This window comes from Pseudomonas peli, assembly GCF_050563605.1.
Classification (GTDB): Bacteria; Pseudomonadota; Gammaproteobacteria; order Pseudomonadales; family Pseudomonadaceae; genus Aquipseudomonas; species Aquipseudomonas peli_A.
The window spans coordinates 17,537-43,588 of the sequence record NZ_JBNXUH010000017.1; the positions used below are offsets into that span (position 1 = coordinate 17,537).

Below are 26,052 nucleotides of genomic sequence, written 5' to 3' on the forward strand. Positions count from 1 at the left end.
AATCGAGAAAGGAGCTCTCTATGTCTATCGTCGAACGCTGGTTTGGTGCGGGCTTTGTTCAACTAAACCCGTTGCTACAACAGCTACACCAGCAGGGCGGCAAGCTGCACGGACAGGTCGATCTGCAATTGGGTCGAGGTCTTGCCGGGATCGTCGGTGCACGCCTGGCGACGCGTTTGGGCATTCCAACGGAACACACACGTGTCGCATTCCAAGTGGATATCCATGGCACAGATGACAGCCTGCACTGGAACCGCTGTTTCGCCGATTCCGCCGTGCTCTACTCACGCTTTCAGCCCAGTGGCAGCTGGCCGGACGGTTACTGGCTGGAGTCCACTGGGGCACTGACACTGGCCTTGGCGGTAGATATTCGCCAAGGCGGTTGGTACTGGCGGCCGCTCAAGGCTTGGCTGCACGGTGTGCGCATTCCACTATGGCTACTGCCGCGTACCGAGGCCTACAAACGTATTGAAGATGGCCGCTATCACTTCCACGTAGGCTTCAGCCTGCCCCTGCTCGGCAACCTGCTCAGCTATAGCGGGGCGCTGCAACTGGACAGCGCGACAACCGAGTCGCGCGACCACACGCCATAACAGTTACCGACGCCCTGTAAAGCCAGGCTTACGCTAATTGCCCGCGGGGCGTTAATAACAAAGCTGAACGGCCAGACAAGTCCCTGCTGCCCCGACTAGAATTCCGAGCCTCTAGTTAGCAGCCTAAGCAAGGACCCTTCATGGCCACCGCCAACCCGCGCCGCGGGTATATTCTCGGCCTGACCGCCTACATCATCTGGGGCCTGTTCCCGCTCTATTTCAAAGCTATCCAGAGCGTGCCAGCGCTGGAAATCATCGTCCATCGCGCACTCTGGTCCGCGCTGTTCGGCGCGCTGTTGCTGCTGGTGTGGAAGCACCCCGGCTGGCTGCGCGAGCTGCTCAACAATCCCAAACGCTTTGCCGTGCTGGCCCTGAGTGGCGTGCTGATCGCCAGCAACTGGCTGGTGTATGTGTGGGCGGTGAATAACGAGCGCATGCTCGAAGCCAGCCTGGGCTACTACATCAACCCGCTGGTCAACGTGCTGCTGGGCATGCTGATTCTTGGCGAGCGTCTGCGCCGCCTGCAATGGCTGGCCGTGGCCCTGGCCGCGCTGGGTGTATTGCAGCAGCTGTGGCAGGTCGGCAGCATTCCATGGGTATCCCTGGTACTGGCACTGACCTTCGGTTTCTACGGGCTGATTCGCAAACAGGCGCCGGTTGCCGCGCTGCCCGGCCTGGTGGTGGAAACCTGGCTGCTGCTGCCACTGGCGCTCGGTTGGCTGCTTATGCACCCAGCGGCAATGAGCACCCAGGCCGATTTCTGGAGCACCCCGGAAGCCCTCTGGCTGATTGCCGCCGGGCCGATCACCCTGGTGCCACTGGTGTGCTTCAACGCCGCCGCCCGCCATCTGCCCTACACCACCCTGGGTTTTCTGCAGTACCTGGCGCCAACCCTGGTGCTGTTGCAGGCGATCTTTCTGTTTGATGAGCATTTCGACCCGAGCAAACTGCTGGCCTTTATCTGCATCTGGGCGGGTTTGGCGATCTATAGCGTGGATGCCTGGCTGAGCCTACGTAAACGTCAGGCTGGCTAAAAAACAACCAGCGAGCCGTAATGCAGAGGACACCTGGCCTGCAGCCAGTTGCCCCCGGCTTATCCACAGAAGCATCCCCGACCTTTGTGCACAACCAGTTGCTAAGTGCTTAAAAAATAAGCACTTAGCAAAAAGCCCCGGGCCACTAGGCAGTGCTCCGGGGCTCCTCATGCTACGCACAGAGTTATCCACATGGATCGTGGATAAGCCTCGACGTTACTCTTCGGCCTGCAACTTCAGCTCAACCATCAGATCATCAGCCAGGGTTTCCAGGTGCGTCTGCAACTGCTCCAGGCTCAGGCTCTGCGGCACGCCCAGCACAGCCTGGGCCTGGAACAGCAGCTCGCCGCTCATGGGCGCCGGCACCACTTCGGTGTTCAGGCTTTCCAGGTTGACCCCGTGGCTGCTGAGTAGGCGGGTGATATCGCGCACGATGCCCGGACGATCATTGCCCACCAGCTCCAGGCGAATGGCCTGCCAAACGGTTGCCGGCTCGGTGCCGCCGGCAGCGATCTGCACACGGATGCCATGAGCCTGTAACTCCTCCAGCGCCGTGACCAGCCCGGAGTGCGCATCCAGCGGTACATCGACCCGCAGGATCCCGGCAAACTGCCCGGCCATGCGCGACATGCGGCTTTCCAGCCAGTTACCGCCGTGCTCGCTGATGCACTGGGCGATGCGCTCGACCAGCCCCGGCTGATCCTGGGCAATAACCGTCAATACCAGATGGTCCATGAACTACTCCTTATTCGAGGCTTATTTGAGCGCCAGCCAATAGGTAAAAAACACCTCATCACGCACATAACCCAGGCGTTCGTAGAGGGCTTGTCCTGGCAGATTGCTCTTTGCCGTCTCCAACTGCAAACCGCATGCGCCTGTGGCCTCGGCATGGGTGCGAGCGGCGTTCATCAGCGCCTCGCCAACGCCCTGGCGGCGCGCCGCTTCGCTGACATACAGGTCACTCAGCAGCCAGGCCGGCTGTAGCGCCAGTGAGGAGAAAAACGCATAGAGCTGGACGAAACCCTGAGCCGCACCCTGCGCATCACGGGCCAGCAGAATGGTCGAATCGTCGTTGCGCAGGCGCGCGGCGAGAAAATCCCGCACCTGCGCCTGAGATTTGGCCACCTCATAGAAGCGTAGATACGCGCCAAACAGCTCGGCCAGCTCGTCCAGATCCGCAGCAGTGGCTGCCTGTATATGCATGGTGATCACTCTCCAGAACGGTGGAGCAGCAGTATAGGCAGGCGCGCCTTGAGCAAGCAGATCGAGAAACACACGCAATAAACTGTGTACTGTTTTTTAACTTTTATGAAACAATATTCAACGTTAACCGCGACAATACGCCACACATAGTGACTGCAAAGCACTTCTTGGTCGCAGAGCGACGCGCACCCACTGATTTTCCCCGGATCTTGATGTAGTATGCCGCGCCTCGGACTACATGACGTATTTCCCATGTCCGACGCGGCTATTGAGTAGAGCTGAGCAGAGTGAGGCAAGTGATGACTGAACGCGTTCAAGTAGGCAGCCTGCAGGTTGCCAAAGTGCTGTTCGACTTCGTGAATAACGAAGCCATCCCCGGGACCGGCATTGCTGCCGAGGCGTTCTGGGCGGGTGCCGAAGCGGTCATCAATGACCTGGCCCCGAAAAACCGTGCGCTGCTCGCCAAACGCGATGCGATTCAGGCGCAGATCGACGGCTGGCACCAGGCCCGCGCAGGCCAGGCCCATGACGCCGCTGCCTACAAAGCCTTCCTTCAGGAAATCGGTTACCTGCTGCCAGAGCCGGCTGACTTCCAGGCCACCACGCAGAACGTCGACGAAGAAATCGCCCGACTGGCCGGCCCACAGCTGGTAGTACCGGTGATGAACGCGCGTTTCGCCCTGAACGCCTCCAACGCCCGCTGGGGTTCGCTGTACGACGCCCTGTACGGCACCGACGTGATCAGCGAAGAAGGCGGCGCCGAGAAAGGCCGTGGCTACAACAAGGTTCGCGGCGACAAGGTTATTGCCTTCGCCCGCGTCTTCCTCGACGAAGCCGCGCCGCTGGCTGCCGGCTCTCACGTCGACTCCACCGCTTACCGCATCGAAGCAGGCAAGCTGGTTGTCAGCCTTAAAGGCGGCAGCAACAGCGGCCTGCGTGACGACGCGCAGCTGGTTGGTTTCCAGGGCGCCAGCGACGCGCCTATCGCCGTACTGCTCAAGCACAACGGCCTGCATTTCGAAATCCAGATCGACGCCAACACCCCGGTCGGCCAGACCGACGCTGCCGGCGTTAAAGATGTACTGATGGAAGCTGCGCTGACCACCATCATGGACTGCGAAGACTCCGTAGCCGCCGTCGATGCCGACGACAAAGTGGTGATCTACAAGAACTGGCTCGGCCTGATGAAGGGCGACTTGGCGGAAGAAGTGGTCAAAGGCGGCCAGACCTTCACCCGCACCATGAACCCGGATCGCGTCTACACCAAGACCGACGGTAGCGAGCTGACCCTGCACGGTCGCAGCCTGCTGTTCGTGCGTAACGTCGGCCACCTGATGACCAACCCGGCGATTCTCGATGCCCAGGGCAACGAAATCCCGGAAGGCATCCAGGACGCGCTGTTCACCAGCCTGATTGCCATCCACAACCTGAATGGCAACACCAGCCGCAAGAACACCCGCACCGGCTCGGTGTACATCGTTAAGCCGAAGATGCACGGTCCGGAAGAAGTGGCCTTCACCACCGAAATCTTCGGTCGCGTTGAAGATGTCCTCGGCCTGACTCGCAACACACTGAAAGTCGGCATCATGGACGAAGAGCGCCGCACCACCGTCAACCTGAAAGCCTGTATCAAGGCTGCCAGCGAGCGCGTGGTGTTTATCAACACCGGCTTCCTCGACCGTACCGGTGACGAAATCCACACTTCCATGGAAGCTGGCGCCGTTGTGCGTAAAGCGGCCATGAAAGCCGAGAAGTGGATCAGCGCTTACGAGAACTGGAACGTCGACATCGGCCTGGCCACCGGCCTGCAAGGTCGCGCGCAGATCGGTAAAGGCATGTGGGCCATGCCCGACCTGATGGCCGGCATGCTCGAGCAGAAGATCGCTCACCCACTGGCCGGTGCCAACACCGCCTGGGTGCCGTCGCCGACCGCCGCCGCGCTGCACGCGCTGCACTACCACAAGGTCGACGTGTTCGCCCGTCAGGCCGAACTGGCCAAACGTGCTCGCGCGTCCATCGACGACATCCTGAGCATCCCGCTGGCCAAAGACACCAACTGGTCGGCCGAGGAGATCCAGAACGAACTGGACAACAACTCGCAGGGCATCCTCGGTTATGTAGTGCGCTGGATCGACCAGGGCGTAGGCTGCTCCAAGGTGCCGGATATCAATGACGTCGGTTTGATGGAAGACCGCGCCACCCTGCGCATCTCCAGCCAGCTACTGGCCAACTGGCTGCGTCATGGCATCGCCACTGAAGAGCAGATCGTGGCCAGCCTCAAGCGCATGGCCCCGGTGGTTGACCGCCAGAACGCCAGCGATCCGCTGTACCGTCCGCTGGCACCGAACTTCGACAGCAACATCGCCTTCCAGGCTGCCCTGGAACTGGTGGTCGAAGGCGCCAAGCAGCCGAACGGCTACACCGAGCCGGTTCTGCACCGCCGCCGCCGTGAGTTCAAAGCCGCCAACGGCCTGTAACCCGCAGCTGTAGCCCCATAAAAAACCGCCCTTCGGGGCGGTTTTTTATCACTGCGATTTAAGCGCGGCGCACGCTACTTCACCTTGAAGCGGTTCATCAGTTGCAGCAGCCGGTTGTTCGAGCCGAGCAGCGCTTCGGTGCTCTTATCGGCCTGCAGGCCACTGCTGACCAGCTCGTCGACCATATGACGGATCGCCGCCATATTGCGGTTGATCTCCTCGGTCACGGCGCTCTGCTGCTCGGCGGCAGTGGCAATCTGCGCACTGAGATCATGGATGCGCCCCACCGCCGAAGCCATGTCGTCCAGGCTGACGTTAACCCGCGAGGTAGTGTTTGCGGTGGCCTCGCAACTGGCCTTGGTCTGCTCCATGGCCAGCACTGCGGAGCTGACGCCCTGCTGCAGCTTGCTAAGCATCTCATTGATCTCCGAGGTGCTCTGCTGAGTTCGCCCGGCCAGCGCGCGCACCTCGTCGGCCACCACGGCAAAACCGCGGCCCTGCTCGCCGGCCCGGGCGGCCTCGATGGCGGCGTTGAGCGCGAGCAGGTTGGTCTGCCCGGCTATGGCGCCGATCACCCCAAGCACGTCATTGATGCGCTGCGCATCCTGCTGCATCTCCTGCACCCGCTCGGTGGCCCGCTGCACCTCCTCGACCAGGGCCAGCACGCTGGCCGACGCTTCGGCCACCACCAGCTTGGACTTCTCGGCATTGTCGTTGGCGGTGCGGGTGAAGCTAGCCGTCTCGCTGGCGCTCTGCGCCACGCTATCGGCGGTGGCACCCATCTCGGTGATGGCGGTAACGGTCTGGTCGGTTTCGTTGGCGTGACGCGCCAGCACCTCGTTGCTGTGCCGCGACTGCTGTTGCAGCTGCTTGAGCTCGTCGGCGATCACCGCGCTGGCCTGGCTAATATCGACAATCATGGCCTGCAGGTAGGCGATAAATTTATTTACCGAACGGCCCACCGCATCCATCTCATCCTCGCCCTTGAGGGCAATGCGCCGGGTCAGGTCGGCGTCGCCGGCCGACAGCGAATCGATGCTGCCGCGCAGTACATGCAGGCGCTGCATCAACTGGCGGATGGCGAACAGGGTCACGGCGAGCAGCAGGATCACCATGGGAATCTGGATCATGGCCAGGGTCTGCAGCACTTCACTGCTGTTCTCGGTCAACAGCCGGCTGGGCAAAGCTGCGGCGAGCAGCCAGGGCGTGCCCGCAATAGGCTGCAGAAAGAAGGTCCAGTCGCTGCCATCACTGCCCTGGTATTCGTGCTTGAGCAATGTAGTGCTGCCAATCTTGCCCAGGCCGCTCTGGATCTCGGCAACGAACGGCGACTGGCCGGCCAACTCGGAAACGTTCTTCAGCACGATCTCGCCGCTGATGCGTCCCTGATTGCTCAGCACCTTGCCGTCGGGCTCGACAATCATCACCTCGCCCTGGATTTCCTTCTCCTTCTCGGCCACCAGGCTATTGAAGAAGCCCAGGGTCACGTCGATGGTCGACACGCCGAACGGCGCACCATCCTTGCTGATAGCCATAGCGCAGTTGGTGCGCGGCTGGGCGCTGGCGTCATCCTTGTAGGCGGCGGCCCACGTGCACTGGCCACGCGGCGCCTGCATGCCGGCACGGTGCCAGGGCTGCTCGTAATACTTGAGCGACTCCGCGGAGTTCCAATAGGTGTTGACCGTCATCTTGCCGCTACCGTCGCGGTGGAAGAAGGTGCTGTGCTTGTCGCGCTCCGAGCGCTGCTGTGGCAGCGGCCAGATACCGCCGCCGAACACCTTGGCATCGCCGTACTGATCAACCAGACCGGGCACCACGAGATCGATGCTGTCACTGTCGAGCAGCGGAATGGTCTGGGTGATGCTGCGCGACTGCGCCTCAACCTTGGCCAGCTCGAAAAGGATGGTTTCGGCAATCTTGTTGACCTTACCGAGCACCAGCTGCTCTTCCGCCGTCTTCAGTTGCGGGGTGATGAAATGGCGGATGCCTTCCTCGGTCAGCAGGAAGATCACGGCGAGAAAGGCAATAAAAATCAGGGTATAGCGCGACTGGATGGTCTTAAGCGAAACCATGTTGCACCTCGGCTTACACAGCTAAATAGGCCGCCAGCGGCTCAGCCGCTAACGCTTACCCCTCACTCACTCCCTTGAGTCCATCGCCATAAGCGGCGACTAGTAAAGACTGACGTCGTAACGCTGATACAGCGACTGCACCCAGCCATCGCGGTACATCTGCAGCAACTCCGCCTGTAGGCGCTGCAAGAGCACTGGGTCGAACTGCGGGTGGCAGGCGATATCTTCCATCAGGGTCAGAAAAGGCAGCACCTCGCGCAGCGGCGGGTTGACTGCTCGCGCCCGCGCCACTGCGGCACTGGTGGCCCACAAACGAGCCCGCTGGCGCTGCAGCATGCTCAGATTGAGCGCCTCGTTATTCGAATAGAGCACTTGCAGGCCGCCCAGTTGCAGGTACTCGCCGGCGCCGGAGCCCTGGTGGCTGAGGATGCTCAAGCCACGTGCCTGCTCCAGGCTGAGCAACTGCACGTCGTCCTCGGCCCGGGCATACAACCCGAGGCGGGAAATCAGCATCGGCCCGACCCACACATAGCCCGGTTCGCGCTCCTGCTGGCGCTCCACCAGCAGCGCACAGCTATTGGGCTGCGCCTGCACCTGACGCAAGGCCCGCTGCAAGGGCATAAAGCGCAGCTGGTAGGAGCTTTCCGCCCGGCGAAACAGCTCGGCAGTCAGTTCCGGCACCAACCCGCTGCCACGCCCATCCGCGCCCTGCTGCACCAATGGCGGGCGCTCCCAGGCGAACAGTTGCACCTCGGCCTGTAGCGACGGGCTGAGCAACAGCAAAGCCAGCAGGCCAACAGGTCGTTTAAAAATGTAGCGAGCGAAGGCTATGCAAGGCGAAAGCGGCCGAGGAAGCGGAGTGTACGAGTTGTACATGAGCATTCCGAGGCCGCTTTCAACGCCGCATAGGCGAGCGCAGTAATTTTTCAACGACCTGTTAATCCCAAGCACGCAACGCCTCCTGATAGGGCAACGTACGCCCCACTGGGCGCTCATCGGCCAGGGCCGGCCAAGGCGCTCCCGGATTTTTCAACCAATAGTCGGGGTTGCGCGCCAGGTTCATCACCGGGCCACAGGCGTGCAACTGGCGCAGGGTAAGCCGCTGCAGATGCTGGTCAAAGGCCGTCGCCAGGTTACCCATGGCCTGGCTGGCGCTAAGCTGGCCATTGACGGCCGGATACAGGTGGCGCCACCACAGATTGGCCATGCCGCTGTAGTCCGGCACGTTGGCGCCGGTGGGCGTCCAGCGCTGCGCCGCCGGGCTGCGATAGAACTCGATCAGGCCGCCGAGCTTGGGCGCCGCGGCAAGCAGCGCCGGGGAATCCAGATCGGAACGGCGAATCGGCGTCAGGCCGACCAGGGTCTTGCGCAGCGATACCGACTTGGCCACCACGAACTGCGCATAAAGCCAGGCCGCCTGGCGCTGCTTCAGCGGTGTGGCGCGCAGCAAGGTCCAGGCACCGACATCCTGATAGCCGGATTTCATCCCATCGCGCCAATAGGCGCCGCGCGGCGAAGGCGCCACCCGCCACTTCGGCATGCCCTGCTCATCGAGCATCGCGCTGCCCGGCTGGGTGTAGTCGGAGGTGAAGGCGGTGTACCAGAAGATCTGCTGGGCGATCTGCCCCTGGGCGGCAACATTGCCGGCCTGGTTAAAACTCATGCGCTGCGCCTCGGGCGGCGCATAGCGTTTCAGCCAGTCAATATAACGCTGCAGTGCGTAAACCGCCGCGGGGCTGTCCAGGGCGCCACCACGGCTCATGCCGGCACCCGCCGGACGACAGCCCTCGACCCGGATGCCCCAGTCGTCCACCGGCAGGCCATTGGGCAGGCCGACATCGGCCACCCCGGCCATGCCCAGCCAGGCATCGGAAATGCGCCAGCCCAGAGAGGGGTCGAAAGCACCGTAATCCATATGGCCGTAGACCCGTTGGCCGTCGATTTCCTGCACCTGTTCGCTGAAGAAAGCGGCGATATCCTCGTAGGCCGACCAGTTCTGCGGTACGTCCAGCTCATAGCCATAGCGCTCGCGGAAAGCCTTGCGCAGTTCGGGACGGGCGAACCAGTCCTGGCGGTACCAGTAGAGGTTGGCGAACTGCTGGTCGGGCAACTGGTAGAGCTTGCCGTCCGGCGCAGTGACGAAGGGCAGGCCAATAAAGTCGTCCAGATCGAGGCTAGGCAGGGTCACCGCCGCACCTTCACCGCGCATAAAGTCAGACAGCACCAGCACCTGCCCATCGCGAAAGTGCTGGCCGAGCAGGTCGCTGTCGCTGATATAGGCGTCATACAGCGGCAGACCGGTCTGCTGCTGGGCGCGCAGCTTGTTGACTACGTCATCTTCGCCGCTGATTTCGTGGATCACGCGAATGCCGGTGAGCTGGCTGAACAGCGGCGCCAGCACATTGGCCTCATACCAATGGGTGACGATGCGTTCGGCGATCACCCGTATCTGCACATTCTGATAAGGCTTGGCGGCATCGACAAACCACTGCAATTCGGCCTGCTGAGCGCTGCGGCTCAACGAGCTGGGCTGCAGCTCGGCCAGAGCTGCCTGCATCGGCTCGGAGGCCAGGGCGCAGCCACTCAAGCACCAGACCAGGGCGATTACCGCGCGCATGCGTGCCTCCCGCTGTCATGTGCACTTCACTTTAGTGCAGGCCCGGGCTTTAGTCGCACCCATCCAGGGCAACCGTGCGCAAATACGCGATTTAACGGTAGATCCAGGCAAATCCGCGGCGTTAACCCAGCAAATCCGGCCATATCCTGGTGCACCCGGCCAGCTGCCTAGACTTATGTCCAATAGCCGATTCGACAAGGGCGGCCGACCATAGCCATACAGATAATTCCCGAGGCGGCCCATGAGCACAGCGGACGCAATCGCCCAGGCAGGCAAGACGGCGGTGCTGCAGAACATCCATGGCACCATGGCCTTTCTGCAGAAATTCCCTCCGTTCAACCAGATGGATACCGCGCACCTGGCGTATCTGGTGGAGAACTGTCAGCTGCGTTTCTATGGCGAAGGCGAAACCATCATCAAGCCGACCGACGGCCCGGTTGAGCACTTTTTTATCGTCAAACAGGGCCGCGTGCATGGCGAGCGCCCGCATTCGGCGCGGCGCGGTACGGAAACCACTTTCGAGATCACCACCGGCGAATGCTTCCCGCTGGCCGCGTTGATCGGCGAGCGCGCCACCCGCACCGAACACCTGGCTGCCGAAGACACCTTCTGCCTGCTGCTGAACAAGCCGGCGTTTATCAAGCTGTTCTCGCTGTCCAACCCGCTGCGCGACTTTGCCCTACGCGGGGTCAGCAGCCTGCTCGATCAGGTCAACCAGCAGGTGCAGATGCGCGCGGTGGAAACCCTCGGCGCGCAGTACTCCCTCGACACCCGCCTTGGCCAGCTGGCCATGCGCAACCCGATCAGTTGCGCCCCGGACATGCCGCTGCGCGATGCGGTCAAGCTGATGCACGAGCAGCAGGTCGGCAGCATTGTGATCGTTGATCCCACGCTGAAACCGCTGGGCATCTTCACTCTGCGCGACCTGCGCCGCGTGGTGGCCGATGGCGTCGACCTGACCCAGCCCATCGACCGCCTGATGACCCAATCACCGTTCCATCTGCCGCCAGATGCCAGCGCCTTCGATGCGGCGATGGCCATGACCGAGCGGCATATCGCCCATGTCTGCCTGGTTGAACATGGCCAACTATGCGGGGTGATTTCCGAGCGTGATCTGTTCAGCCTGCAGCGGGTCGATCTGGTGCATCTGGCGCGCACCATTCGCCATGCGGGACGGGTGGAAACCCTGGCAGCGCTGCGCAGCGATGTGCGCCAGCTGGTCGACAGCATGCTCGCCCACGGCGCCAGCTCGACGCAGATCACCCAGCTGATCACCCTGCTTAACGACCACACCGTCTGCCGGGTGATCGAGCTGACTCTGGAAGACTTGGGCGACCCAGGCGTGCCGTTTACCTGGCTGGTATTCGGCAGCGAGGGACGCAGCGAGCAGACCCTGCATACCGATCAGGACAACGGCATTCTCTTCGAGGCCGCCGACGCAGCCGAGGCCGCTGCCATTCGCGGCCGCCTGCTGCCGCTGGCCCATGAAATCAACCTGCGCCTGGCGCAGTGCGACTTTACCCTGTGTAAGGGCAATATCATGGCCGGCAACCCCGAGCTGTGCCTGTCGCGCCAGGAGTGGTCACGGCGTTTCAGCAGTTTTGTGCAGGAAGCCACCCCGGAGAACCTGCTGGCTTCGAGCATCTATTTCGACTTGCGCGCCGTGTGGGGCGAGACCGAGGGTTGCGAGCAGCTGCGCCAGGGTCTACTCCAGCAGGTGGCCGGTAATAGCCTATTTCAGCGCATGATGGCGGAGAACGCCCTGCGCCAGCGGCCGCCGGTTGGGGTTTTTCGCGATTTTGTAGTGGCCCGCACAGGTGCCGAAAAGGACACTCTGGACCTCAAAGTGCAAGGCCTGACGCCCTTTGTTGACGGTGCCCGTCTGCTCGCTCTGGCCCATAGTGTGGACGCCTGCAACACCCTGGAGCGCCTGCGCGCGCTGATTCAGCAAGGGGTGATCGAAGCTCAAGATGGCGCGGCCTATGAAGAGGCCTACCACTACATTCAGCAGGCGCGTATGCAGCAGCATCAGCTGCAGGCACGCAATGGCCAAGCCTATTCCAACCGCGTCGATCCCGATAACCTCAACCACCTCGACCGGCGCATCCTGCGTGAATCTTTCCGCCAGGCGCAGCGGCTACAGAGCAGCCTGGCAGTGAGGTATCAACTATGAGCAAGTTCACCTGGTTTAGCGGGCGTGGCCCGGCGCTAACTCAACTGCAGCTGGAGCGGCGCTGCAAACTGGCCGAACCCTGCGCATTGGATGAGCGTCCGCTGCATCAGCAGCGCTTTGTCATCCTTGATCTGGAAACCAGCGGGCTGAATATGCGCCGCGATCAGGTGCTGTCGATCGGCGCAGTAGTAATCGACAACGGCGCCATCGACCTTAGCCAGCAGTTCGAATGCACCCTGCAACGCGACGGCCATCAGGCCAGCGCCAGCACGCTGATCCACGGCATCGCGCCCAACGAGATCGCCAATGGCGAGGACCCGGCCGAAGCCCTGCTGAGCTTTATGGAGTTTGTCGGCGACAGCCCGCTGCTGGCCTTCCACGCCGAGTTCGACCAGCGCATGCTCGCCCGCGCCCTCAAGCAGAGCCTGGGCTACCGCTTGCAGCATGCCTTCTTCGATGTCGCCGAAATCGCCCCGTTGGTCTGCCCCAAGGCCAAACTGCCCCATGCAGGGCTAGACGACTGGACACAGCATTTCGGCCTGCAGGTGCAACAACGCCACCACGCCAGCGCCGATGCGCTGGTGACTGCAGAGCTGGCGCTGATTCTATTCAGCAAGGCGCGCCAGCAGCACCTCGACAACCTGCCGGCACTGCTGCAGCAACTCAACAGCCGTCGCCGCCAGCGCGCGCATTCGATGTAAGGGCTGCGCCTACAGATCGCGCATCAGCAGGCCATATTCCAGCTGCACCTCAGGCGGCACCGGTAGATACAGCACATGACCGTCACCGGGCGCGACTGCCACCGCCTGGCCCCGACTGTTTTCCAGCTGTGCGAGGGTAAAGCGTAGATTACCCTGGGGCGTCATCAGCTCCAGGCCATCGCCGACAGCAAAGCGGTTTTTTACCCGCACCTCGGCCAGTTCGCCACGACGCTCGCCGGTCAGTTCACCGACAAACTGCTGCTGTTCGGAGACTGAGCTGCCACGCTGGTAGTTCTGATACTCATCGTGCACATGACGGCGCAGAAAACCCTCGGTGTAGCCACGATGGGCCAGGGACTCCAGGGTGTTCATCAGGGATTTGTCGAAGGGCCTGCCGGCCACCGCATCATCGATAGCCTTGCGGTACACCTGAGCGGTACGCGCCACGTAGTAGTGGGATTTAGTACGGCCCTCGATCTTCAACGAATGCACGCCCATCTGCACCAGACGCTCGATATGTTGCACCGCGCGCAGGTCCTTGGAGTTCATGATGTAGGTGCCGTGCTCATCCTCAAAGGCGGCCATCTGTTCGCCGGGGCGGCTGGCATCTTCCAGCAGAAACAGCTGATCGGTTGGCGCACCCACGCCTAAGGTCGGTTCGACAATCTGCACCACCTCGCCCAGCTCGTTCTCGCCGGCCGGCTTCGCCTGATATTGCCAGCGACAGGCATTGGTGCAGCTGCCCTGGTTGGGATCGCGCTTGTTGATATAACCCGACAGCAGGCAGCGCCCGGAATAGGCCATGCACAGCGCGCCGTGGACAAACACCTCCAGCTCCATGCCCGGCACTTCGCTGCGGATCTCCGCGATCTCCTCCAGCGACAGCTCGCGCGACAGAATCACCCGGCTCAAGCCCTGCTGCTTCCAGAACTGCACGCTAGCCCAGTTCACCGCATTGGCCTGCACCGACAGGTGAATCGGCATCTGCGGGAAGTGCTCGCGCACCAGCATGATCAGCCCGGGGTCGGACATAATCAGCGCATCCGGGCCCATCAGCACCACCGGCAGCAGGTCACGCAAAAAGGTCTTCAGCTTGGCGTTATGCGGCGCGATGTTGACCACCACATAGAACTGCTTGCCCTGGGCATGGGCCTCGCGGATACCCGCCTCAAGGTTGTCGTGGTCGAACTCGTTGTTGCGCACCCGCAGGCTGTAGCGCGGCTGCCCGGCGTACACCGCATCTGCGCCATAGGCGAAGGCGTAGCGCATGTTCTTCAGGGTGCCGGCTGGCGAGAGCAGCTCGGGGTAACGCGGAGTCGGTGCCATGGATAAAGCGCTCAGCCAACAGGGCCGGTCACTCTAGCGCGGCTGTTGTCGGCAGCTATTGATCTGCATCTATGCCATGGCGGTGTCATGGCACGGTGCAACCACCCATCGCGGCAGCCCAACGGCTGATTGCAGCGCAAGGGGCGGCCCTGTCATCATATGCGAATAATTCTCGATTTGCTTCCTATCTCCTATTGCGAGGTCCGCGTGTCGGCCGGCGATTCCACCCACCAGCAACTTGTCAGCCTGTTCTATCGCGATCACCGCGATTGGCTGCTCGGCTGGCTGCGCAAAAGCCTGTACAGCCCGGAACGCGCCGAAGACCTCAGCCAGGACACCTTTGTCCGCCTGCTCGGCCGCAGCGATCTGGAGCAGGCCCGCGAGCCACGCGCGCTGCTGACCACCATCGCCAAGGGTCTGCTGATCGATCACTTCCGCCGCAGCGCGCTGGAACGGGCTTACCTTGAAGAACTAGGCCAGCAACCGCACGACGTACAACCCAGCGCCGAAGAACAGGCGCTGGCCCTGGATGCGCTGCGCGAGATCGACCGTCTGCTCGGCCAGCTGTCGAGCAACGCCCGCGCGGCCTTTCTGCATAACCGCCTGGACGGCATGGGCCACGCAGAAATCGCCGAGCGCCTCGGCGTTTCCGTATCCCGCGTGCGCCAGTACCTGGCCCAGGGCCTACGTCAGTGCTACATCGCCCTGTACGGAGCGCCGCAATGAGCGCGGTATCGGCCCAGGTGCTGGATGCAGCCATCGAATGGCAACTGTGCCTGGACTCAGGCACGGTCAGCGCCGAACAGCAGCACGCGTTCGCCGCATGGCTGGCGGCGCACCCCGAACATGCGCGGGTCTGGCAGCAACTGAATGGCCTGGACATTCGCCTGGCCTCGGCCGCCGCCGCACCCGCGCGTCAGGCCTTGCTGCACAGCGCGCGCAACAAAGGCCTGCGGCGCGTGGGCGGTACGGCACTGGGCTTGCTGCTGAGCAGCGCGCTGCTGCTCGGCCTGCTGGCGCAACAACGCCCGCTCGGCGATTACCTGGCCGATGAACACACCGGCCGTGGCGAACAGCGCGAGCTGCTGCTCAGCGACCACAGCTTGGTGCACCTGAACAGCGCCAGCGCCGTGGATATCGAATACAGCGACAGCCAGCGCGCGGTGCGCCTGCACAGCGGCGAAATCCTGGTGCAGACCGCTCACGGCGATTCGCGACCCTTTGTGGTGCTCACTGAACACGGCAGCCTGCGCGCCCTCGGTACGCGCTTTCTGGTGCGCCGTGAAGGTGACAGCACACGCCTGACCGTGCTGCAGTCGGCCGTCGCCGCGCACCCGGCCGAAAGCAGCAGCGAACGGATTATCCAGACCGGCGAGCAGGTGCTGATGCAGCGCCAGCGCCTCGGCAGCGTGCAGCCTGCGCCACTCAGCGCCGCGGCCTGGAGCCACGGCATGTTGGTGGCCGATAACCTGCGCCTGGCCGACCTGCTCGACGCCCTGGGCGAATACCGTAGCGGTTACCTGGGCCTCGACCCAAGCCTGGCCGACCTGCGCATCAGCGGCAGTTTCCCCCTGCACGACAGCGACAAGGCCTTGGCCGCCCTGCCACCGAGCCTGCCAGTGCGTATCGAGCGCTTTGGCAACTGGTGGGCCAGGGTCGTACCTGCAGCGCAGTAAGTGTCGCGCTGCGCCGCCGCATGCTGCGCCAGGGCGTTTGAAAATTATTTTCAAATAGCCCTGTCACTTTTTCTTTCTGCTTCGGCAACAGGTCATTGAGATACATTCCCGCTTAGGAGAGTTTCGTAATGACCCGCGCCCTGCCCCTGTTCCGCCCCGGCCTACTGGCCGTCGCCATCAGCCTCGCCAGCGTCTGCGCTCCCGCCCTTGCGGACAGCTACCAACTGCCGGCCGCACCGCTGGCCAGCACCCTGACGCAGATCGCCAGCCAGGCCGGCATCGTCCTGAGCATCGACCCCGCGCTGACTGCCAACAAACAATCAGCCCCGGTTGAAGGTAATTACGACGCCCTCGGCGCCCTGCAACAGGCGCTGCAAGGCAGCGGCCTGCAACTGCAGCAAAATAGCGCTGGCACCTACAACCTGGCCCCCGTGCCGCAAGCGGCCGTGGCGTTGCCGGATGTCACCGTGACCGCCGCGCAGAACGTGGAAAGCGCCTGGGGCCCTGCGCCCGGCTACCTGGCCTCGCGCACCGCGGCTGGCAGCAAGACCGACACACCGCTGCTGGAAGCACCGCGCTCGATCTCGGTGGCCACCCGCGAGCAGATGCAGGATCGTAAGGTGCAGAACCTGGATGATGCCGTGCGCTATATGCCTGGCGTAGTTGCCAGCAGTTACGGCAGCGACAGCCGCGCCGACTGGATGAAGATTCGCGGTTTCGAGCCGATCCAGATGCTCGACGGCCTGCCGTTGCCCAAGGGCAGTTACACTATGGCCAAGCTGGAAACCTGGAACCTGGAACGCGTCGCCGTACTGCGCGGCCCGGCCTCGGCAGTGTATGGCCAGACCCCGCCAGGCGGCCTGGTGGATGCCGTCAGCCGCCGCCCGCAGACCGAAAGCAGCCATGAAGTGCAGGTGCAAGTCGGTAACTACAATCACAAGCAGATCAGCTTCGACAGCACCGGCAAGATCGACGATGAAGGTCGCTTCCTCTACCGTCTCAGCGGTACCGGCCGTGACAGTGGCACCGTTATCGAGCATATGGACGACCAGCGTTTCAACCTCGCGCCCAGCCTGACGTGGAACATTGCCGACGACAGCAAACTGACCTTCCTCGGCCAGTTCAACCGAGACGATACCGGCGGCACCAGCCAGTTCCTGCCACTGCAAGGCACCAAGCTGAGCACCCCAGCCGGCAAGATCGACTACAACAAGAACCTTGGCGACCCTGACTGGGAGTTCTACGACAAGACGTTCTACGCACTGGGCTACGCCTTCGAGCACCGCATCAACGATATCTGGCAGTTCAATCAGAACCTGCGCTATAGCAAGCTCGAACTGGATAACCAGATCATCACCGCTGGGGGCTGGGCCACCGCGGTTGCCGATGACGGCACGGTTGCGCGCGGTGCTAACGTGTACGACGAAAACATCAGCCACTTCGCTGTGGACAACAACCTCCAGGCCGACTTCAACACTGGCGCAATCGGGCACACGCTATTACTCGGCGTGGATTATCTGCGCGTCAACACCGATTACCGCTGGCTGTACGGTACTGCTCCCAGCAGCAACATCATTCGCCCGATCTACGGCCAGGACTTCAGCGGCGTCGCTTACACCGCCTTCCAGGACTACAACCAGAAGCGCAGAAACACCGGACTCTATCTGCAGGACCAAATGGCCCTCGACGCCTGGCGCCTGACCCTGGGCGGCCGCTGGGACAGGCTGGATACCAACTCGGTGTTCTACAACGCCAATGATGCCAAAGACAGCCGTCGCGACAGCGCCTTCAGCGGTAACGCAGCACTGAGCTACGTGTTCGAGTCGGGCTTCACCCCTTACATTTCCTACGCCGAATCCTTCCAGGCCGAAGCGGGTGGCAGTGAGGGCGAAGCATTCCAGCCGAGCACAGGCAAACAGTATGAACTGGGGATCAAGTATCAGCCGCCTGGCAGCGACATGTTGTTCACCGCCGCGGCGTATGACCTGAAACGGCAGGACATCGTCAGCACCAACACCTTGGGGGCCACCCAGCCTCTGGAGGAAGTGCAAGTCCGTGGTTTCGAGCTGGAAGCGATCGGCAACGTGACCGAGAACTTCAAGCTGACCGCCTCTTACACCTACGCCAACAGCAAAATGACCAAAGTCGGCGACCCGCGCGACAAGAACCGCGCGCTGCCGCTGACCCCCGAGCATCAAGCGGCAATATGGGCCGACTATGATTGGGCAGCGGGTCCGCTGGCCGGCTTCGGTGTTGGCTTCGGCGCGCGCTACGTCGGCTCCACCGACAATATTTCTGTCGGCAGCATCGGCTTTGTGCGTGACACATCAGATGGTCACGCCAACGCCTACACCGTCTACGACGCCGCAGTGCGTTATGACCTCGCCCACCTCGACAGCAGCCTGAATGGCGCCAGCGTGGCGCTTAACGCCAGCAACCTGTTCGACAAGGAATACCTGGCCACCTGCGACGGTTTCTATTGCTACGCCGGCGACCCACGCCGCGTAACAGCCAGCCTCAACTACGCCTGGTAAACCTCTGTGCAGTAGCCGAGGCCGCCTAACGCGGCCTTTGGTATTTCTGGAGTTGTAATGAAAAGCACCACCATCCGCCGCTGGTCCCAGGTGCACACCTGGACCAGCCTGATCTGCACCCTGTTTCTGTTGATGCTGGCCCTGACCGGGCTGCCATTGATTTTCCACCACGAGCTGGAACACCTGCTTGGCGAAGCGCCGCAGCTACGCGAGATGCCGGTGGACGCGCCGCACCTGAGCCTGCAGCAGTTGGTGGATGCTGCCGAGCACCATCGCCAGGGCGAGGTGATCCAGTACCTGGGCTATGACGAGGATGAGCCCAATGGCGTGGTGGCGATTACCGCTGCCACCGCCGGCACCGAACCGAACTCTTCGCACACCTTTATGCTCGATGCACGCAGCGGCGAGGCGGTGGAAATGCCAGCGGCCAACGGCGGCATCCTGATGGTCATTCTGCGTCTGCATGTGGACATGTTCGCCGGTCTGCCGGGCAAGCTGTTGCTGGCGTTTATGGGCGTGCTGTTCGTGGTGGCGATCATCTCTGGCGTGGTGCTTTACGCACCGTTTATGCGCCGCCTGAAATTCGCCGAGGTACGCCGGGAGAAATCCGCCCGCACACGCTGGCTCGACCTGCACAACCTGATCGGTATCGTCACCCTGACCTGGGCGCTGGTGGTGGGGATGACAGGGGTAATCAGCGCCTGCGCCGACCTGCTGATCAGCGCCTGGCGCACCGAATCCCTGGCAGCGATGGTCGAGCCGTACCGCGATGCCCCGCCGCTGACCCAGCGAGCACCGGTCAACCAGGTGCTGACTATCGCTGCCCAAGCCACGCCGGAGATGCAGCCGGACTTTATCGCATTCCCCGGCACGCGCTTCTCCAGCGAGCACCACTACAGCGTGTTTATGAAAGGCAATACGCACCTAACCGCGCACCTGTGGACGCCAGTATTGATCGATGCGCGCAGCCTGGAAGTCACCGCCATCGGCCAGCGGCCCTGGTATATGGATGCGCTGTCGATGTCGCAGCCGCTGCATTTTGGCGACTACGGCGGTATGCCGATGAAAGTGCTCTGGGCCGTATTGGATGTGCTGACCATCATCGTGCTTGGCAGCGGCCTGTACCTCTGGTGGGTACGCCGGCGCATTCCAGCCGTACAGCGTGAACGCGCGGAGACAGTGGCATGAACTGGCGACAATCAACCTTCGCACTGCCGCTGCTGCTCGGCCTGTTCAGCGCCATTGGCCTGATGAGTGCGCTACTAGGTGATGGTGGTTGGGATGCAGTGGCCTGGCTTGGCCTCGGGCTACCTGCAGTGATTGGTTGCTGGCCGTTGCTGCAACGCAGCCGAGTCCGGCGCCCGTAGCCCTGAACGGGGCCAGGGCTAGCCGGTGATTAGCGAGGAGAATTGACGATGCTGCGGCCTGCTACTGGCAGACGTGCCGGTAGAGCGCATCCTCTTTGGCTACGACCTTCAACTGATCCAGCAGCGGCTTTTTGTTTGCGTCCAAGGGCAGCAGTTCCGCCGTGGTGCAATTGAGCAGATGCGCCTGATGGCTGACATGGTCGATGTGCTGTTTTTCAAAACGGTACAGGTTAAAGGCGCTGATCACGCCATCCTCTGTTTCCTGGCGCTGCACGCTTTTGCTGTCGAGCACGGTGAACGCCTTGGTCATCGGCCAGTAAAACGTCCAGGGCCGCCAGAACACCTCGCCGTTTTCGCTAGCTACCAGCACCGACTCCGCCGGCTGACGCTGCAGCTGGTGCTCGAACCAGGAATACTCGTAGTAAATCTGGTAGCTCAGCATGCCCAAACCGCCAAACGCCGGAATGATCCACTTCGGCAAGCGGTTGCGCGTCAGTTTGCGCAGCAGCATGGCAATACCAGCTGCCCCCAGCCCCGAAACCACGATGGCAAGTATTGTCCACAGCATGTACTGACTCCCGAAAATAAAACGGGCCTCCTAAGGAGGCCCGCTAGTAAGACCCTGATCAAACATGATCCGGGGTGATTATGCTCAGTGGCTCAACGCGCCACCAGCACCTTTGGGAGTACGCACGCTTTCCACCAACTCCTGAATCTCCTTCGGCGGCGCTACGGTCGCAAGCGACACGCCGTAGGCGACCGCGAAGTTGATCAGGGCACCCACAGTACCGATGGACAGCGGCGAGATGCCGAACATCCAGTTATCCGGGGTGTTGGCGAAGGTCGCAGTGCCAGGGATGAAGAACCAACCCAGGTACAGGAAGATGTAAACGACGGTGAACACCAGGCCTACCAGCATGCCGGCAATCGCGCCCTTGTCGTTTACCCGCTTGGAGAAGATCCCCATCATCAGCGCCGGGAACAGCGTGGCCGCGGCTATACCGAAGGCCAACGCCACCACCTGCGCCGCAAAGCCTGGCGGATTAAGCCCCAGCCAGGTGGCCAGCAGGATCGCGACCGCCATGGAGATCCGCGCAGCGCGCATTTCCCCCTTCTCGCTGATCTTCGGATTTATCAGCGTCTTGATCAGGTCATGACTCACGGCTGAGGAAATCGCCAGCAGCAAACCGGCAGCCGTCGACAACGCTGCGGCAATGGCACCCGCTGCGATCAGGCCAATAACCCAACCCGGTAGGTTGGCGATTTCCGGGTTGGCCAATACCAGAATGTCGTTGTTTACGGTCAGCTCGTTGCCTTTCCAGCCGCGGGTTTCAGCAGTTGGGGTGAAGGCTGGAGCTGCATCGTTATACAGCTGAACACGACCATCGCTGTTCTTGTCTTCCCAGGTGATCAGACCGGTTTTTTCCCAGTTCTTCACCCACTCAGGACGCTCTTCATACGCCAGTGCTGGAGCCTCGACACCCTGCGGGTAGATGGTGGTCATCAGGTTCAAACGTGCCATGGACGCCACAGCCGGAGCAGTGAGGTACAGCAGGGCGATAAAGATCAGGGTCCAGCCAGCCGACCAACGTGCGTCGGCAACTTTCGGCACGGTGAAGAAGCGAATGATTACGTGCGGCAGACCGGCCGTACCAATCATCAGCGACATGGTGAAGAGCACCATGTTCAGCTTGTTGGTGACATCCGCTGTGTAGTCGGTAAAGCCCAGACCCGATACCACCTCATTGAGCTTCTGCAGCAACGGTACACCTGACTCAGTGTGCTCGCTGAACATGCCGAACATCGGAATCGGATTGCCCGTCAGTTGCAGGGAGATAAATACCGCCGGAATGGTGTAGGCGATGATCAACACCACGTACTGAGCAACCTGGGTGTAGGTAATGCCCTTCATCCCGCCGAACACCGCGTAGCAGAACACCACGCCAGCAGCGATCCAGATACCGGTGGAGTTGCTCACTTCGAGGAAGCGCGAGAACGCCACGCCAGCACCAGCCATCTGACCGATCACGTAGGTGACGCAGATGATGATCAGGCAGACCACTGCAGCCAGGCGTGCACCGTTGCTGTAGAAGCGATCACCGATAAAGTCCGGCACAGTGAACTTGCCGAATTTGCGCAGGTACGGCGCCAGCAGCATGGCCAGCAGCACATATCCACCGGTCCAGCCCATCAGGAAGGTTGAGTTGGCATAACCACCGGCAGCAATCAGGCCCGCCATGGAAATAAACGAAGCCGCGGACATCCAGTCGGCTGCAGTTGCCATGCCGTTGGTAACGGGGTGAACACCACCGCCGGCGACGTAGAACTCCTTGGTCGAGCCGGCACGTGCCCAGATAGCGATGCCGAAGTAGAGCGCGAAGGAAGCGCCCACAAACAGCATATTGATTACAAACTGGCTCATGGATTATTCCTCGACACCGAATTGTTTATCGAGTCTGTTCATTTTCCAGGCGTAGAAGAAAATGATCACGATAAAGGTGATGATCGAACCTTGCTGGGCGAACCAGAAGCCAAGGTCGGTACCGCCGACAGAAATACCTGCCAGCATCGGTCGAAGAAGTATGGCGAAGCCGTAAGACACCAGGGCCCAGACAATCAGGCTCCAGGTAATCAGCCGAACATTCGCCTTCCAGTACGCTGCAGCGTTAGCTTGATCAGAAGTCATAAACTCCTCCGGTTATTGTTATTCTCATGCACCTTCAAGCTAGCAGCAGGCCACTAGGGCCGACAGATAGACATTGGTATTAGCCGACTTGCACCACCTTACGCGCAGCGCTTTTCGTCGATTTAACAGGCACTTGGCACTACACCGAAAAGCCCCCAAAAAAGCGGGAACAACTTTGGTCTAAGAGTAAGGCAGGAACATGCCTGGTGCGGGCACGCTATGAGCAGCATGGGTACCCCCTGCTGCGCAATATCGAAGCTGTTACACGCCCCTTTAGACGGGTGAAAGCTCGATTGGCAGAAGGTAACGCTGCTCGTCGTACTCGATGCGAAACTGCACTCGGCGCGTGCTTTCTTCTACGGTTTCACATTCTCCGGCCACCTCAGCCACGCGGCTTTCGACTCGGCTCTGCTTAAGCAGCAAGTCGCGATAACCCTTGTTCCCCGGACGTTCGGTGATGATCAGCAGGCCCTTGGTATCACTGAACTCTCCTGCGCAACGGGTATCCCACTCTCCCCCCGAGCTATCCATCACCAGCCCGCTCAGCACCGGGCGCAAACGCTGCGACTGCAGCTCATAGAGACTCAGCGAGGTTTCATAGAAGGGATTGGGGCGCGACATATTTCGACGTTTGATGCGAAGACCGAAAGCTAAATCGCCCTCGCGCAAACGATAGGGAGCGGTATCGAACTCCAATCCATCGACAAATATCGCATCCCAGTCCAGCAGGTTCGGCTCAACATGGCGCGCGACAATGGCCTGGCTGACAGTGTCCAGCACCAGTACCTCAAGATCACTGTAGCCATGTCCATCATCCTCGGCACGCACCAGCGATGCCGCTAACAAGGTCAGGTGCGGGCGCGCCGGCCAGACCTTGCAGATGCTCAGCTCGGTACTGATCCGATAAGTACCTCGCTCGTCATCCAGCAGATGACCCTGTGCATAGCCTGGGTATGCCTGTTCGAGCAATGCAGGTAAGTGTTGTTGACAGTCATCGGCTCGCGCCGAGCCCCCCATTAACAGGCCACACAGTGCTGCGGCGAAAGTTATGCGGTTCATCCCTGAGCTCCTTCTGATAATCCAGCGGCCAGTCTAAACCCGACACAGCGCACTGCCCATGCTGGGCGTCACGGAACAACCGGGCAATCCGCCGCGCCAGCAGATGCCCGGCACGCGACTCTTCGCGTAGCCCGACATGCCCGCTCATCGCACATACCACAGACGGAAAAAACCAAACGCCAGCAGCAGGCCAACCTGCCCAAGCGCCGTGCACAGGCTGAGAAAGGACTGCACCTCAAGGTTCTTCGGGGCGTTAGCCAAGCCGGTAAGGCTCTCCCAAAACGCCTCTGGCAACAGCACCAGGCTCAACTGCGCCAAGGGTTGGCCGGTGAGCTGCAGGCCCTTGATCAGGTCAAACTGGCCGCAGAACATCAGGCCCAGCAGCACCATAAAGGCTACCGCCAGACCCAGGGCAAAACAGGCTGAGAACTGCATAAGTAAACGCATCATGCTCAAATCCTACAGAGGTAAAAAAGCGGCGCAGGCCCGGCCTGCGCCGCTATTCGTCAAAGGTCGCTGGCTGGGCTGGCCAGCGGCAGGCGGCCGACGCCGTACCAGTCGAGCTTGCGGGTCAGCACCATCACCCCAGCGAGCACGCCGAACACCAGTACCGAGCCCATCAGCAGGGCGTAGTCCTCAGCACCGAGCAGGCCGAACAACATGCCGTAGAGCAGCGCCAGCAAGGTGCCGAAGCCCGCACCACGCAGGGCGCTGTGCAGCACGTAACTGACGTAGAAGCCGATCAGCAGCACGCAGGCGGTCGCCGCAATGCCGTAAGCCAGGGCAAAACTAAGGTGCTCGGACAGCGACAGCAGCAACAGGTAAAACAGCGCCAGCGACATGCCCACCAGGGCGTACTGCACCGGGTGCACGGCCATGCGTTTGAGCACTTCAAAGAGGAAGAACACGGCGAAGGTCAGGCCGATAAACAGCAGCGCATATTTGATCGCCCGCTCGGTCTTCAGGTACTGGTCCACCGGGTCGACAAAGCTCACACCGAAGTTGCGCGCAGTCAGAGCATTGCAGCTGTCTTCACGTACGCAATCGGCCAGCGCCTCCTCCAGGTTGGTGGCGAAAAAACTGGTCTGCCAGTGCGCTTTGAAGCCTTTGGTCGACACCTCACGGCTGCTCGGCAGGTATTCACCAACAAAGCTCGGGTGCGGCCAGCCGGAAGTCAGCTCGACTCGGCTATCACGGCCTACCGGAGTGATGCTCAGCTGCTCGGTGCCCTGCAGTTTTAGATCAAAAGCGAACTCCAGGGTTTGCCCGCCCTGGGTGTCCAGCAGTGGCAGCGGCGCATGCACGCCGGCGCCGAAACGTTCCTCGGCGCTACCAGGGGCAAAGCTCAGGTTCATGCCGTTGAAGCGCAGCTGCAGGTCATTGCTGATGCCGCGGATATCGCTGATGCCGACCGAGAGGAAGGGCCGGTCAAACTGATACAAGCCCAGTTCATCGCCCAGCCCCAGACGCGCCGGCAGCTTGAATGCGCCACTGATCTGGTTGTCGCTGCGGTACAGCAGCGCCTTGTAGATGCCGCGCGCACGCTCCTCGGTGGAGACATGGCCATTAAGCACAAAGCGCTCCGGCAGGAAGTACAGACGGCCGCGGCTCTTTTGCTCTTCCAGGTAACGCTCGCCGGTCTTTGCGTGGGTTTTCCACTGGTTCCACACCTTGGTGTAAGGCATCACCAGAATCGGCCCGGTGAGCTGCTGGCGGTAGCTGGAACTGCGCGCGATGTCCTGCAGCACCTCAGCGCGCTGATACTGCCGCTCGCTCACCAGCCCGCCGATCATCGATAGCGGGACCAGCAATAACAAAATCAGCAAGGCAATAGCGCCCAGCTTGAAACCCAGAATGCGGCTCATGGTGCAACTCTCCCATACGGTTTAGGTAGGCAGAGTCTGGGCGGCGTAGGTGGTGGCTTTATGGAGGGCAGATGGAGAGTGTGTGGAGATCAATCCACAGTAAGCACCCGTGATAGAGCACTCACAGCAGCGCGACCGTTCGTCCATTCCACTGGAAGCCAGAGTTTTCTGCACTAGAGTGCTAACTCACTTGTTGCTCACAAGGCGACCGGTAAGCGGCTTCACCAAGATTTATCCAATCTGAAAAGGGACAGTCATGAATAAGCGCCAATGGATTTGCGCGGTCAGCGCATTATTAATGCTCGGTAGCGGCAACGTATTCGCCCACGGCTATATCAAACAACCTGAAGCACGCGGCTATCTGTGCAAGTTGGGTGAAAACAGCCAATGCGGTGCCGTGCAATGGGAACCGCAAAGCCTGGAAGGCTACTCCGGCTTCCCGCAAAACGGCCCCGCCGATGGCCAGATCGCCAGCGCCGGCCTGGCGCAGTTCTCCCCCCTTAATGAACAGACCGTCAGCCGCTGGGCCAAACGCCCAATCACTGCAGGCCCGACGAGTTTCACCTGGCGCTTTACCGCCAACCACGCCACACGCAACTGGCGCTACTACATCACCCGCCCTGACTGGCTGGCCAATCAGCCGTTAAACCTGTCTCTTATACACATCTC

The 26,052-nt window shown here is 61.4% G+C and carries 23 protein-coding genes; 11 read left to right on the forward strand and 12 right to left on the reverse strand.

The genetic code is table 11. The features are described 5' to 3' along the window. The first annotated feature begins 20 nt into the window (after positions 1-20). Both ACQ4LH_RS17475 and rarD read left to right on the forward strand, forming a co-directional pair. Positions 21-593, forward strand: coding sequence for a DUF4166 domain-containing protein (locus ACQ4LH_RS17475; protein WP_430698378.1), 573 nt, complete (start codon positions 21-23; stop codon positions 591-593). Positions 594-733: 140 nt separating this feature from the next. After that, positions 734-1,627: an EamA family transporter RarD gene (gene rarD, locus ACQ4LH_RS17480; RefSeq protein WP_430698379.1), complete on the forward strand. Its 894-nt coding sequence runs from the start codon at positions 734-736 to the stop codon at positions 1,625-1,627. A 216-nt stretch (positions 1,628-1,843) separates the two neighbouring features. Here the strand turns inward: rarD and ACQ4LH_RS17485 are convergent, their stop codons facing one another. Both ACQ4LH_RS17485 and ACQ4LH_RS17490 read right to left on the reverse strand, forming a co-directional pair. Further along, on the reverse strand, positions 1,844-2,362 hold the full coding sequence (locus tag ACQ4LH_RS17485) for a glycine cleavage system protein R (RefSeq protein ID WP_430698380.1): 519 nt from the start codon (positions 2,360-2,362) through the stop codon (positions 1,844-1,846). 21 nt (positions 2,363-2,383) lie between these two features. Further along, complete coding sequence (locus ACQ4LH_RS17490; protein WP_430698381.1) at positions 2,384-2,830, reverse strand: N-acetyltransferase family protein; 447 nt, start codon at positions 2,828-2,830, stop codon at positions 2,384-2,386. A 299-nt stretch (positions 2,831-3,129) separates the two neighbouring features. Here ACQ4LH_RS17490 and ACQ4LH_RS17495 point away from each other — a divergent pair, with 299 nt between their 5' ends. Next, the gene (locus tag ACQ4LH_RS17495; protein ID WP_430698382.1) at positions 3,130-5,307 is read left to right on the forward strand and encodes a malate synthase G; all 2,178 of its coding nucleotides are present in this window, start codon (positions 3,130-3,132) and stop codon (positions 5,305-5,307) included. A gap of 74 nt (positions 5,308-5,381) precedes the next feature. Here the strand turns inward: ACQ4LH_RS17495 and ACQ4LH_RS17500 are convergent, their stop codons facing one another. From ACQ4LH_RS17500 to ACQ4LH_RS17510, 3 genes are all read right to left on the reverse strand, one after another. Beyond that, entirely contained in the window at positions 5,382-7,379 is a 1,998-nt protein-coding gene (locus ACQ4LH_RS17500) for a methyl-accepting chemotaxis protein (RefSeq protein ID WP_430698383.1), read from the reverse strand. Between the two features lie 99 nt (positions 7,380-7,478). Beyond that, a complete protein-coding gene (locus ACQ4LH_RS17505; protein ID WP_430698384.1) occupies positions 7,479-8,156 on the reverse strand; it encodes a substrate-binding periplasmic protein in 678 nt (225 codons plus the stop codon). A gap of 160 nt (positions 8,157-8,316) precedes the next feature. After that, a complete protein-coding gene (locus ACQ4LH_RS17510) occupies positions 8,317-9,996 on the reverse strand; it encodes an ABC transporter substrate-binding protein (protein ID WP_430698385.1) in 1,680 nt (559 codons plus the stop codon). A gap of 241 nt (positions 9,997-10,237) precedes the next feature. Between ACQ4LH_RS17510 and ACQ4LH_RS17515 the strand changes: the two genes are divergently transcribed. Next, positions 10,238-12,169, forward strand: a complete 1,932-nt coding sequence (locus tag ACQ4LH_RS17515; RefSeq protein WP_430698386.1) for a putative nucleotidyltransferase substrate binding domain-containing protein — start codon at positions 10,238-10,240, stop codon at positions 12,167-12,169. Then, on the forward strand, positions 12,166-12,870 hold the full coding sequence (locus tag ACQ4LH_RS17520; protein ID WP_430698387.1) for a 3'-5' exonuclease: 705 nt from the start codon (positions 12,166-12,168) through the stop codon (positions 12,868-12,870). Before ACQ4LH_RS17515 ends, ACQ4LH_RS17520 begins: the two co-directional genes overlap by 4 nt. Positions 12,871-12,879: 9 nt before the next feature. On the opposite strand, the gene yegQ is transcribed toward ACQ4LH_RS17520, so the two are convergent. Beyond that, on the reverse strand, positions 12,880-14,196 hold the full coding sequence (gene yegQ / locus ACQ4LH_RS17525) for a tRNA 5-hydroxyuridine modification protein YegQ (protein WP_430698388.1): 1,317 nt from the start codon (positions 14,194-14,196) through the stop codon (positions 12,880-12,882). Positions 14,197-14,403: 207 nt separating this feature from the next. Between yegQ and ACQ4LH_RS17530 the strand changes: the two genes are divergently transcribed. From ACQ4LH_RS17530 to ACQ4LH_RS17550, 5 genes are all read left to right on the forward strand, one after another. Continuing rightward, positions 14,404-14,922, forward strand: coding sequence for an RNA polymerase sigma factor (locus ACQ4LH_RS17530; RefSeq protein ID WP_430698389.1), 519 nt, complete (start codon positions 14,404-14,406; stop codon positions 14,920-14,922). Continuing rightward, entirely contained in the window at positions 14,919-15,872 is a 954-nt protein-coding gene (locus ACQ4LH_RS17535; RefSeq protein WP_430698390.1) for a FecR domain-containing protein, read from the forward strand. Before ACQ4LH_RS17530 ends, ACQ4LH_RS17535 begins: the two co-directional genes overlap by 4 nt. A 128-nt stretch (positions 15,873-16,000) precedes the next feature. Next, positions 16,001-18,406, forward strand: a complete 2,406-nt coding sequence (locus ACQ4LH_RS17540) for a TonB-dependent siderophore receptor (RefSeq protein WP_430698391.1) — start codon at positions 16,001-16,003, stop codon at positions 18,404-18,406. Between the two features lie 57 nt (positions 18,407-18,463). After that, on the forward strand, positions 18,464-19,594 hold the full coding sequence (locus ACQ4LH_RS17545; RefSeq protein WP_430698392.1) for a PepSY-associated TM helix domain-containing protein: 1,131 nt from the start codon (positions 18,464-18,466) through the stop codon (positions 19,592-19,594). Next, positions 19,591-19,773: a hypothetical protein gene (locus ACQ4LH_RS17550; protein ID WP_430698393.1), complete on the forward strand. Its 183-nt coding sequence runs from the start codon at positions 19,591-19,593 to the stop codon at positions 19,771-19,773. The genes ACQ4LH_RS17545 and ACQ4LH_RS17550 overlap by 4 nt, the downstream gene beginning before the upstream one ends. 61 nt (positions 19,774-19,834) lie before the next feature. Here ACQ4LH_RS17550 and ACQ4LH_RS17555 read toward each other — a convergent pair whose 3' ends face one another. The 6 genes from ACQ4LH_RS17555 to creD all read right to left on the reverse strand — a co-directional run bounded on the left by ACQ4LH_RS17555 (position 19,835) and on the right by creD (position 25,383). Further along, positions 19,835-20,341, reverse strand: coding sequence for a hypothetical protein (locus tag ACQ4LH_RS17555; RefSeq protein ID WP_430698394.1), 507 nt, complete (start codon positions 20,339-20,341; stop codon positions 19,835-19,837). Between the two features lie 84 nt (positions 20,342-20,425). Next, positions 20,426-22,195, reverse strand: coding sequence for a sodium:solute symporter family protein (locus ACQ4LH_RS17560; RefSeq protein ID WP_430698395.1), 1,770 nt, complete (start codon positions 22,193-22,195; stop codon positions 20,426-20,428). A 3-nt stretch (positions 22,196-22,198) separates the two neighbouring features. Next, the gene (locus tag ACQ4LH_RS17565) at positions 22,199-22,459 is read right to left on the reverse strand and encodes a DUF4212 domain-containing protein (RefSeq protein ID WP_430698396.1); all 261 of its coding nucleotides are present in this window, start codon (positions 22,457-22,459) and stop codon (positions 22,199-22,201) included. Positions 22,460-22,732: 273 nt separating this feature from the next. Then, positions 22,733-23,518, reverse strand: a complete 786-nt coding sequence (locus ACQ4LH_RS17570) for a hypothetical protein (RefSeq protein WP_430698397.1) — start codon at positions 23,516-23,518, stop codon at positions 22,733-22,735. Between the two features lie 144 nt (positions 23,519-23,662). Next, positions 23,663-23,968 (reverse strand): hypothetical protein, encoded by a 306-nt coding sequence (locus ACQ4LH_RS17575; RefSeq protein ID WP_430698398.1) that lies wholly within the window; start codon positions 23,966-23,968, stop codon positions 23,663-23,665. Between the two features lie 56 nt (positions 23,969-24,024). Further along, positions 24,025-25,383, reverse strand: coding sequence for a cell envelope integrity protein CreD (gene creD / locus ACQ4LH_RS17580; RefSeq protein WP_430698399.1), 1,359 nt, complete (start codon positions 25,381-25,383; stop codon positions 24,025-24,027). Between the two features lie 256 nt (positions 25,384-25,639). Between creD and ACQ4LH_RS17585 the strand changes: the two genes are divergently transcribed. Further along, on the forward strand, positions 25,640-26,052 hold a 413-nt coding region (locus ACQ4LH_RS17585; RefSeq protein ID WP_430698400.1), incomplete at its 3' end, for a lytic polysaccharide monooxygenase.